General features: G+C 66.2%; 8 protein-coding genes and 2 CRISPR repeat arrays (1 of these 10 only partly in view). All 8 genes read right to left on the reverse strand.

Annotated features, from left to right (window positions below; all coding sequences use genetic code 11):
- A CRISPR array of direct repeats spans positions 1-78; the repeat unit is 29 nt; unit sequence CGGATCACCTCCACGTGCGTGGAGAGCAC (it extends 626 nt beyond the left edge of the window).
- Between the two features lie 18 nt (positions 79-96).
- The 8 genes from cas2e to cas3 all read right to left on the reverse strand — a co-directional run bounded on the left by cas2e (position 97) and on the right by cas3 (position 9,339).
- Complete coding sequence (cas2e, locus tag AB0J78_RS18015; RefSeq protein WP_363790277.1) at positions 97-423, reverse strand: type I-E CRISPR-associated endoribonuclease Cas2e; 327 nt, start codon at positions 421-423, stop codon at positions 97-99.
- A 4-nt stretch (positions 424-427) separates the two neighbouring features.
- Positions 428-1,279 (reverse strand): type I-E CRISPR-associated endonuclease Cas1e, encoded by an 852-nt coding sequence (gene cas1e, locus AB0J78_RS18020; protein WP_363790279.1) that lies wholly within the window; start codon positions 1,277-1,279, stop codon positions 428-430.
- A gap of 136 nt (positions 1,280-1,415) precedes the next feature.
- A complete protein-coding gene (cas6e, locus tag AB0J78_RS18025) occupies positions 1,416-2,063 on the reverse strand; it encodes a type I-E CRISPR-associated protein Cas6/Cse3/CasE (RefSeq protein WP_363790282.1) in 648 nt (215 codons plus the stop codon).
- 2 nt (positions 2,064-2,065) lie between these two features.
- Entirely contained in the window at positions 2,066-2,818 is a 753-nt protein-coding gene (cas5e, locus tag AB0J78_RS18030) for a type I-E CRISPR-associated protein Cas5/CasD (protein WP_363790284.1), read from the reverse strand.
- Complete coding sequence (cas7e, locus tag AB0J78_RS18035) at positions 2,815-3,981, reverse strand: type I-E CRISPR-associated protein Cas7/Cse4/CasC (RefSeq protein ID WP_363790286.1); 1,167 nt, start codon at positions 3,979-3,981, stop codon at positions 2,815-2,817. Before cas7e ends, cas5e begins: the two co-directional genes overlap by 4 nt.
- Entirely contained in the window at positions 3,978-4,613 is a 636-nt protein-coding gene (gene casB / locus AB0J78_RS18040; protein ID WP_363790288.1) for a type I-E CRISPR-associated protein Cse2/CasB, read from the reverse strand. Before casB ends, cas7e begins: the two co-directional genes overlap by 4 nt.
- Positions 4,606-6,201, reverse strand: coding sequence for a type I-E CRISPR-associated protein Cse1/CasA (gene casA, locus AB0J78_RS18045; RefSeq protein ID WP_363790290.1), 1,596 nt, complete (start codon positions 6,199-6,201; stop codon positions 4,606-4,608). Before casA ends, casB begins: the two co-directional genes overlap by 8 nt.
- Positions 6,202-6,603: 402 nt before the next feature.
- The gene (gene cas3 / locus AB0J78_RS18050) at positions 6,604-9,339 is read right to left on the reverse strand and encodes a CRISPR-associated helicase Cas3' (RefSeq protein WP_363790292.1); all 2,736 of its coding nucleotides are present in this window, start codon (positions 9,337-9,339) and stop codon (positions 6,604-6,606) included.
- A gap of 165 nt (positions 9,340-9,504) precedes the next feature.
- A CRISPR array of direct repeats spans positions 9,505-10,082; the repeat unit is 29 nt; unit sequence GTGCTCTCCACCCGCGTGGAGGTGATCCG.
- The last annotated feature ends 6 nt before the right edge of the window (positions 10,083-10,088 follow it).

Below are 10,088 nucleotides of genomic sequence, written 5' to 3' on the forward strand. Positions count from 1 at the left end.
ACGTGCGTGGAGAGCACGTAACGAGAGAGCCACACACGCCTCGTCGGACCGGATCACCTCCACGTGCGTGGAGAGCACACTTCGTGACCTGGTGTTTTAGAAGGGGGCTTGCACGTTTTCGTGATCTTGGTGCTGTTCTGGGTTGGTGAAGGCGATGAGTTGGAGTCCGTCGAAGTCGATGGGGTGTCGGCGTCGTTGGCCGGCGGTTTTGACGGTGTAGCGCTGTTCGTTGTCGTCGGGGTGGACACAGACTGCCGCGCCGTCGCCGACGGCGTTGGTGACGTGCTGCCAGAGGTGGTCTCGGACGCGGGCAGAGATCGAGCCGACGTAGAGGCCTGGTGCTGGTTCGGTGAGCCATCGTGACAACGCGCCCCGGAGGTAGTCGGGGATGGCGGTGGTGTGGATGACGACGAGGTTGGGCATGTGGTCACGTCTCGAGTTCGTCGGCGTAGTTGATGCCGGCTTCGACTGGTCCGAGGTCGGGGTCCCAGAGGTGCACGAGTTCGTTGGCTTCCGGTTCGTCGCCGGGTTCTGGGAAGGTGATATCGGGGTTGAGGAGGCGTTGGATGTCGGTGACGATCGTCGGGAGTAACCGGTAGAGGCGGAAGTTCTCGCGGAGTCGTCGGCGAGCTTCCCGGTCGGGGTTGACTTCTTTGTGCAGGGAGAAGGCCAGCGGGATGGTGTGTTTGGCCTTGTACAGATCGGCGATGTCGTAGACGAAGGAATGTTGTTTTCCGCTGTGGATGAAACCGAGGGCTGGTGAGCAGCCCAGGGCGAGGATGGAGCTGTGCACGGTGCCGTAGAGGGCTGTGTTCGCTGCGGAAAGTGCTTGGTTGACGGGGTTTTGCTGGTCCCAGTTGGTGGGGTCGTAGTTGCGGCGGAAGCCGCGGAGGCGGTGGCGGTCGGCGAGTGTTTGGTAGAGGACTTTCATCCGGTGGCCTTCGAGGCCACGGAGGTGTTGGAGGCTGGGGCCCGGGGGAACGGTGGTGCCGAATCGGTGTTGGTACATGCGGCTGACCACGGTGAGGCGTTGTTCGTCGTCGGCCCAGGCTCGCACTTGGTGTTCGAGCCAGTCTGTGGTGAGGTCGGGTGGGTGGGCGCCGGCGTAGAGCCGGACTCCGCCGGATCCGGTCCACAGCACGGTGGTGTTGTGGCGGGCGCAGGTGGCGATGGCGGGTTGGGTGGCTGAGGTGCCGGGGCCCAGCAGCAGGGTGCTGATCGCCGCGACGGGCAGATAGACCCTGCTGCTGGTGCCGTCGTGCGCTCGATCTGGGCGCACACGCCGGTGTCGTCCTGCACGACTCGGCAGTGTTCGAGGTAGAGGAACGAGAGCGAGTCGGCCACGCGGGGCAACATCGCGACAGTGGGGGCGCTGAGTCGTCGGCGCGGGCTGTCTTCCATCACTCGGTTTCCGTTCAGATCGGTCCGAGGCTCAGCAGGCCGCAGCCGTAGGTGCGGGCTCGGCCGATCCCCTCGCGAACTGCTGCTCGCAGTAGTTCGGGGTCGGTGACGATTCCGGTTCCCTCGAAGCGGGTCACCGCGTGCCGGACGGCGTGGTGCCGTCGTTTCGCGTTGGCGGTTCCGCACACGTCGGGTAGGGAGGTGGTGTGCACGGTGGTGCATCGGAGCCCGGACTGTTCAGCGCGGCGGAACCACCATTCCTCGGCTGCTTCTCCTCTGAGGTTGGCCAGCTTGCCCTTCTTGTCGGGTTCACGGTTGCCGTGGCGTTTGGTGGCGTTGGCGGTGATGCGGTAGCGCACGTGCATGCCGGTGTGGAGCCGGTCGAGGAGCGGGGTGAGGTCGCGCTGTCGTGCTGTGATGGCGAGATCGGGCTGGAGGCGCTCCAAGTTCGGGGGTGTGCTCATCTGCACCAGGAGCTGGAGTCCGTGGGGGCTGTCTTCGGCGCGCCAGAGCATGCCGGCGGTCTTGCGAGGCTGTTCGCCGAGGTTGTCTTCGGCGAGTCGCATGAGGTCGCGGTGCACGGATTGAGCGTCGAGCAGGCCTCGGGACCAGATTCGGGTGCAGTGCGGGGACACCGCGATCTGAGCCAGCCATGCGGACATGATCACCGTCCTCCTCGGACATAGTCGGCCAGCTGCTGGAAGTGTTCCCGTGTGCTCGCAGCGGCCAGCGTGGTGGGCAGCGTTGTGGTCTCGATCCACACCGGGCGGGGCTGGTAGGTGCGGTCGATGCGGTCGAACCGGTCGGGGACGTCGAAGATTTCGCTGCGAACCTGGTCTTCCGGGCCGGAGTCGCAGATGAAGTCCACGGCGAGTTGCTCGTGGTTGTTCTCGCTTCGGAGGCGTCGGGCCAGGGGGATCGCGGTGCGCAGCTCTCCTTGTGGGTCGTTGCTGCGGGCGAGGACGAGGGGTTGTTCGGGTGGGCAGGACCGGCGGCCGAGATAGGGCTGCCAGTGCGGGCTGTGCAGCGCGGCTTCGACGGTGTCCAGGAGCGGTTCGGGGCCTTCGAGGGCGACGACGAAGACGGCGTCGGCGAGGTATTCCCGCCACGTTTGAAGGGTCCCTTTACCGGCAGGGCGTCCTTTGCCGTCGGCGGTGGGGATCTTCTGGCCGTCACGGAGTCCACCGCCGACGGTGTGGTAGTCGATGATCCGGGTGCCGGGCCGGTCGACGCGGATGGTGAACGACAGGGCTGCGAGGTCATCGAGCGACTGGCCGCGGGCCCAGCCTAGTGCGCAGGCGATCAGGCCCAGCAGACCGGAGCGGGTGGGGAACCCGGCGGTGTCGCGTCGGTCGAATTTGCTGCGTTCACCCCAGCTCTGCAGTGGTCCGGCCAGGCGCAGCAGCAGGCCACTCACTGTCGGGCTCCCGGGTATCCGGCCGTCACCGTCTGGCCGACGAGCTCGTCGTAGCCGGTGCTGCGCGTGCCCAGGCCGGTCAGGTCGGTGTCGGTGTCGGCGTTGGGTCCGGGTGCGTGACCGGCGAAGGCGATGTGTCCCTCGCCGAGCAGGGTGTTGATGGCCCCGGCGTGGTGGTTGAGGCGCAGCACGGATTCGGTGCTGAATCCGACGGTGCCGCGAATGGGGGACTCGAACGCGCTGGCCAGTGAGACCGGCCGGTCGTCGCGCACCACGGTGTGCACGATGTCCGGGACGGTCATGGGGGCGGTGGCGTTCTGCTTGCCGCCGGGCAGGGTGTGGATGAATCCGTGCAGGAACGCACCGACGAGTGCGGTGGCCAGTTCGGCGTCGCCGTCGAGGTTGTTCAGCAGGTCGGAGATGTTGACGCTGGCGTAGCGATAGAAGGTTCCCGCCGAGTACATGGCGGTGTTGAGGTGGCCGCTGCCGGGCAGCTTGAGGTCCTGCTCGATGTCGTCGACCGCGGTGAAGAAGTCGTACTCCACGGTGGTGGCGTGGGTGGTGAACGGGTGAAGCATCTGCACCGCCCCGTCGACGTTGGCGCCGGGAACCTCGGCGAGCATGCGGCCGAAGAGGTTGATGGTGCCGCTTCGGCGGCTGATGATCTCTCCGACCGTCTCGGTCGGCAGCACCGGTTTGAAGTCGGTCTTCTTCTTGGCGCGCTTGCCTTCGGCCAGGATCGCGTCCCGGTGCTCGGCGGCCAGGGACGCGAGGTCGTCGATGCTGCTTTCGGGCAACAGCAACAGCACGTTGGTGGTCAGGACGGTCTCGTCCTTCTCGTTCTGCTCGGGCTTGAGGCTGATTTCCTTGCCGGCGGACTTGGCGACCTGGATGCCGGCCCACTCGGCTTCGGTGGCATCCCAGCCCTGGGCCTGGAGACGTTCGGCGACACCGACGATCACGCGGCGGGTGCGCACGATCTTGTCGTTGAGCGCGTTGTCGACGTGCAGGCGGATCGGGCGTTTCCAGCTCTGGCTCGAAACGCGCGTGCGTTCGACACCCCCGAACGTCACCGTCTTGGGGCTACCCAGGTCGTCGCGATTGACGTTGGAAAACGGCAGGGTCTGGATCGCGTGGATGTCGAGGTATTTCGGGGTGCTCACTGCTGCTCCTTCTTCTTCGTGTTCATGGAGGGCTCGGCGCTGTTGTTCAGGCCTCGGTAGTACTCCCGCAACCAGCGGGCTGCGATCGTCTCTCGCCTGCGGTCCCACCAGGTGAGGTCCTCGATCAAACGCGGCCAGTTGACATCGACAGCATCAGCGCGCAGGAAACCGACCAGAGGCGGGACGAGCCGGTGAGCTCCGTCGGCGTGGGAACGGCAGATCGCGTGCAGCCGGGTCTCCATCGACGACGCCGACTGCAACTTCAGATTGACCGCTTTGGCGCAGCTGTCCCCGAGGGACGTCACCGCAGTCCAGCCTCGCTTGCGCTCTGACTCGCCAGCGTCGGCGGCCTCGCGCTGGAAGGCCAGCTCGGCCAGACGGCCGCGCCTGGGCTGGTCGCACATCATCGCAGCGACCGCGACGAACGCACGCTCGGCGGCCGGGTCGTGCGGTTCCGGCAGGAACTCCGCCGTCTCACGCAGGGCGCCGAACGTACGGGGCTCGCCCGGAACACGCCGCACTGCGGCGGCGACCGCTGCGCGGCGGCCGTTTTCAGGCAACACCTTCCGGCTGATGTGACGGGCCAATGCCCACGCCAGCGAGGCAGTGTCGGTGCCTCGTGCCTCACTCATCGGAGTCTCCCCCGCTCGTGCTCTGCCACCCCTGCCACAGGCGCCGACGGGCCGTCTCCACGATCTTGATCTGACTTCCTCCTTCTCCTGTGCCCACTCGGGTGAACTGGGCAGTCACCTCGTCGTAGGCGGTCAGCGCACAGCGGATGAAGCGATTGGCCGTGGCATCAGTGGGCGGTGTGTCGGCGAGCACGATGTCCCAGAACTGGGCTTCGGCGGTGTCCCAGTAGGCGGTCATGCCCTGATGCCGCAAGCGCGAACCGTGATCACGGACCTTGTGGTTGGGTTTGGTCTTGGCCAGCGCGTGCCACACGTTCGTCAGCGCCGACTCGAGGTTGCTGCCGGTGAGCTCCGCTCGCTCAACTGCCTGCTGCAGCCGATACCACGCTTCCGGAGCTTGGGAGTGCTTGGCTTTCCACTGCTCCCGCAGCGCCGGGGTGGCGCCGGCGATGTGCTGGCGGTCCTTGACCTGGGCGCGGTCCTGGTCGAACCCCAGAGCTTTCACGCGAACGGGACGGCGGTGTTCGTCCATGAGGTCCTCGAGCCCGGTGAACACAGCTGGGCGGATCGTGTGTTCGTTCCGGGCCCCGATCAGCGCGTCCAGATCCCGCCACGCCTGCCGGTTCGCATCAGCAGTGGCCGCGTAAGGCTCGTCGTCCTTGTTCACCCGGTGAATCACGAAGGGGTCCAGAGCGTTTCCTTGGGGTTGCCTCCGTGACCAGGTGATCCACGCGTCGGTCACGCTGGTCCCGTCCGCGGACGGCTGCAGCAGCACCGCGTGCCGGAAACGGCCCGTCAGCAGGCCCGCCAGTCCCTTGGGTTCTGGCGGTACTCCCAGCGGGTCGTCCTCCTCATCGGACTCCCACGGGGCCACACTCTTATCAGTCTCGGTGCCTCCGAAGGGCATTCCCATGACCAGGGTTTCGAACAGCGACTCGCCGACCGGGTGGAACGAGACCGTGCCCCGCAAGGGCCCGGCCTTGGTGTTGGCCTCGTTGGTCTCACCCACCTGACGGGGTGTGCACCGTCCCGGTGCACCGAAGTACAACCACGACAACAACGCCCACACCGCGTTCTCCGGCGTCACCGCGGGCATGTCCGCATCCGTGGTGTGACTCAGCCACACCATCGACTGCCCCGCCGCACGCCCCGACACGAGCTTGTTGACCCCGCTGCTCGACGGTACGCCCTTCGAACTACGGCACTGCTCCATCAACCGCCGATCCTGCAGAAACGGACGCTCCGAGGCGGTGTGGAACAACTCGAACCGACCCTCATGCGCCGTGAAGTAGGGCTCGATTCGCTTCGGATCGAAGTAGCCGGTATCCAGCAGCTCGTTGCGGTAGTCGTAGAACTCATCCGGGTGCCGGACACGATCTAGGCCACTGACCCGCGCAGCCATGACGTACAGCACCCGCAGCAGCCCGGCCAAGGCCGAGGGATCTGCCACCTGCACATCCGCAATGTCGTGCGCAGAGACCAGCAAATCTCGAAATCCCAGCGCCCCAGTATCAACACCGGACGGGCCACGCCCCGTCCGCCAGCGAACAGGGCAAAAGCCCTGCACCGCGAGATCAAACGACGACATCCATCAGCTCCTCGTAACACACCCGTCAGTCCCTCTCTCCCGGTGAACGCGCCGCGTTTAGGCTTGAACCTGTTCCCCACTGATGTGGGGGTGGCCCGGGTATCGCCGGGGTAGCACCAGTTGAGGTGACGTGTTCTCCACCTGCGTGGAGGAGGCTGGTGGCGTCTGGACGCCACCAGCCAGCCACTTCAACTACTGCACTCCAATCGCCAGGTGCTTCATCACGACCCAACACAGCAAGACACCGATCGCCACCAACGCGAACGCCCGGCCAGCTCGTTCAACTAACTCATCCGAGATCACCATGCAGATGAGTCTAAGGGTATCGCCGTTGTACGCTGACGATCACCCCTCGTGTTCGGCACACAGGGTGCTCGACCAGCAGCGACGAGCGACTGCAGCTCACCTTCGTTCCACGATGCCGAGCTCCTTGTCGAGCAGCAGTGAGCGCCCTCCGATCACCCCCTCGTGGACCACCCCGTGCGCGTCGACGCGATGGCAGAGGGCGATGAGCTCGTCGAGTGGCCACGCAGAGGCCCACGGTTCCGGTAGGCGGTCCTGGGGGCCGTGGCCGCGCACGAGCGAGCCGTGGACGGGGACGACGTGGCTCATCACGGCTTTGGCCTCATCGAGGGCGAGGCGTCCCTGCCGGAGTTCGGGCAGGGGATCGCCGGTGGGTGATCCCACCCGAACGGTGCCGTCCGGGAGCTCGAACAGCGGCAGTAGCCGTTCGGAATCGGCGTTGAACCGCGTCCGCGCCTGCGTCTCGTCGACTTCGTGCTCGGAGAACTCGACGAGGTCCCGCATGGGCGGGTCCGGCACGGAAGCGACTTCGGCGCCCTGGCGCTGGACCAGTGCCTCGGCGGCGCGGGTGAGTTCCTCGTCGGTGAAACCCTCCAGCAACTCGTCATCGAGCGCGGGAAACACCCCCGGGTTACCGAGATCCACCAGGTTTTGGACATCGTCGGGGATGCGCACACCGTCGGTCTGACGTGCCACGAGCAGCCGGTGAGCACGAACGAGGTTGGCCGCCGGGTAGATCGCGAGCCAGGCCTTCCGCGCCAGCAACCAACGCGGGTCCTGTTCCGGCCCGCTGAGCACCACCATGCGCCGGCGACCGTCCTCACCGGGAAGCGCCCACAGCGGGCGCAGTTCGTCGCAGAGCCGGTGCCGCTGCAGTCGGCCCGCGCGCTGCAGCAGCAGCTCGATCGGCGCGAGATCGCTGATGACCAGGTCAGCGTCGATGTCGAGGCTCTGTTCCACGATGCTGGTCGCGACCAACACGCAGCGCCGCTTCGCACGTCGAGCGCGTGCCTCCTCGGTGACGGGTTTGCCGAAGATATCGATTACTCGTTGCGTTTCCGCTTCGCGCTGACCGACCGGGAAGCGGGCGTGCAGGAGTTTGAGCTCGACATCATGCTGCTTGGACCACTCCTTCAGATCGTCGTAGGTCTGCTGGGCTTCAGGAACCGTGGTGCAGATGACCAGGCCACACCCGCCGTGTTCGGCCAGCGGCCGCAACTCACGCTCCAGAACCGGCAGTCGCTTCACGGCGCCGCCGTCTCCGGTTCCGACCTCAACCAGGTCCATCCCGAGAGTGCGCTTCTGCTCGGCCTCGACGGTCACCGCGGAGACCATCGACGTGCCTGAGCGCTCGGCGTAGACCCAGCCTGGGTACGGAACCTCAAGACCGCCATCGGTGCCGAGGTAGGCCGCGGACAACTCCCGCGCAACATGGCTCGGCAGGGTCGCCGACATCAGCACGACCGGAACACGGCATTCGCCGAGCCACTTCAGCAGCGTTGACAGAAGACCACGCATGTAGGCGTCGAAGGCATGCACCTCGTCGATGACCACGACCTTGTTGGTCACCGCGAACATCCGCAGACTGTTGTGCCGCACGTGCAGCACCGACAGAAGCAACTGGTCGATCGTGCCCACCCCGACGCCGGCCAGCATCGGCCGCTTCGCTCCCCGCAACCACTCCGTGGAGTGCACCACCGTGTCCTCGGCACCCGCAACCTCCGCCGCGGCGTTCACCACTTCGGCGAGCATCTCATCCACCGGCCGCAACCAGGCCATGCCATGAGCCAACGCCGCACTCGACTCCCCCGCTCCACGCCGAGCGACGTACTCCGCGACACGCGTAAACATCTGGTCCGAGGTCGCCATCGTCGGCAACGCCACGAACACACCGGACGAACCAACAGCTGTGCCCATCAGCCGCGCGGCATGCAACGCGGCCTCGGTCTTGCCCATGCCCATCGGCGCCGCGAGCAACAGCAGTCCCGGCCCCGTCACCAGTCCAGGCAACTTCTCCGCGAGATCACCTTGCAGCTCGTTCGGCTCAAAATCCGGGAAATCGTCCTTGAAACCTCCCGGTTTGAGGCGCAACCGAGACAAGCCCGCCCACTTCACCCACCGGTCAATCACCTCCACCGAACCGGCATGGAAGGCCTCCAAGCCAGCGGCGTCCCCGCGTTCCGGCAAGAAGGGAAGCCGCTCGGTGATGTAGCCAACCTGGCTCGCGAGCCAGTCCGCCAAGATCACCAGACCAGTCACGAGCACCGCTGCAGTGCGGTCCCCTCGCGAAACCGGAACACCAGGCGCCAACACGTCCCGCAACGCCGTTGCGACCCGGACACGTTCCTCCTGCCACTGAGCAGCCCCCAACCCGTGAAAGGGCAGATGCTGCTCGCCCAGCTGCAACCTCGGCTTCAACCCCTCGAACCGCCCATGATGGCCACCCAGAACCTGCGCAGCCAACCGCGCCCAACCCGTCTTCCCACCCGAATAGCCTTGGGACTCCAACAAGCCGGGGACACACCACGCCGAAGCCCGCTGGTGCGCGACCGACTTCCCGTCATCGGCGAAGCCATCCGGGATCTCGACCTGGCGCTGGAACGCGGGCACGATCTTGCCGAGATCATGCAAAGCCGCCCAGAACTCCAACACAGCACCGGTTTCGTCCTCCGACAACCCCAGCGCCTCAGACAACCTCGCCTTCACGTTCGACGAGACATACCCCCGCCACAACACCCGAACCGCCGCCGCAGCATCCAACCCATGACAGACCAGCGGATACCGAACACCCAACCCACGTTCTTTCCCCCAGAACCGCAGATCAACCTCGCCCAACCGAACACTCCGCACGCCGACGAACACGATGCGCGCCGGACGCTAGCGCCCCCCACCGACAACCACGCCCAAACCAACCGAACTCTCCCCCAAACGGCCCAACCAACACGCACACCCAGAACTCAAAACGAACAACCGACCACCTAACATCCCAGGTCACGAAGTGTGCTCTCCACCCGCGTGGAGGTGATCCGGCCACCAGGACCAGCGTGTTCCGTGCCCAGCGGTGCTCTCCACCCGCGTGGAGGTGATCCGTCGCCACGGGCGACCGCGACGACACCACCCCCGTGCTCTCCACCCGCGTGGAGGTGATCCGTCGCCACGGGCGACCGCGACGACACCACCCCCGTGCTCTCCACCCGCGTGGAGGTGATCCGGCCACCAGGACCAGCGTGTTCCGTGCCCAGCGGTGCTCTCCACCCGCGTGGAGGTGATCCGCTGTGTGATTCGTGCTTCGTGCAACTGCGCGGGTGCTCTCCACCCGCGTGGAGGTGATCCGGCGCCGGTGTCGAAATCGCTCTCGACGAACACGTGCTCTCCACCCGCGTGGAGGTGGTCCGTACCGCCGCGCCCAGGCCGCGGGCTTCCCGATGTGCTCTCCACCCGCGTGGAGGTGGTCCGTGCACGGCAGCCGGCTGCACATGGTCGCCTCAGTGCTCTCCACCCGCGTGGAGGTGATCCGCTGTGTGATTCGTGCTTCGTGCAACTGCGCGGGTGCTCTCCACCCGCGTGGAGGTGATCCGGCGCCG

Source organism: Saccharopolyspora sp. NPDC049426 (assembly GCF_040676935.1).
Lineage (GTDB): Bacteria > Actinomycetota > Actinomycetes > Mycobacteriales > Pseudonocardiaceae > Saccharopolyspora.

Excerpts from the sequence above, each read along its gene's own strand:
- cas2e (WP_363790277.1), bottom strand. The coding sequence starts at position 423 with ATGCCCAACCTCGTCGTCATCCACACCACCGCCATCCCCGACTACCTC.
- cas6e (WP_363790282.1), bottom strand. The coding sequence starts at position 2,063 with ATGTCCGCATGGCTGGCTCAGATCGCGGTGTCCCCGCACTGCACCCGA.
- casB (WP_363790288.1), bottom strand. The coding sequence starts at position 4,613 with ATGAGTGAGGCACGAGGCACCGACACTGCCTCGCTGGCGTGGGCATTG.
- casA (WP_363790290.1), bottom strand. The coding sequence starts at position 6,201 with ATGTCGTCGTTTGATCTCGCGGTGCAGGGCTTTTGCCCTGTTCGCTGG.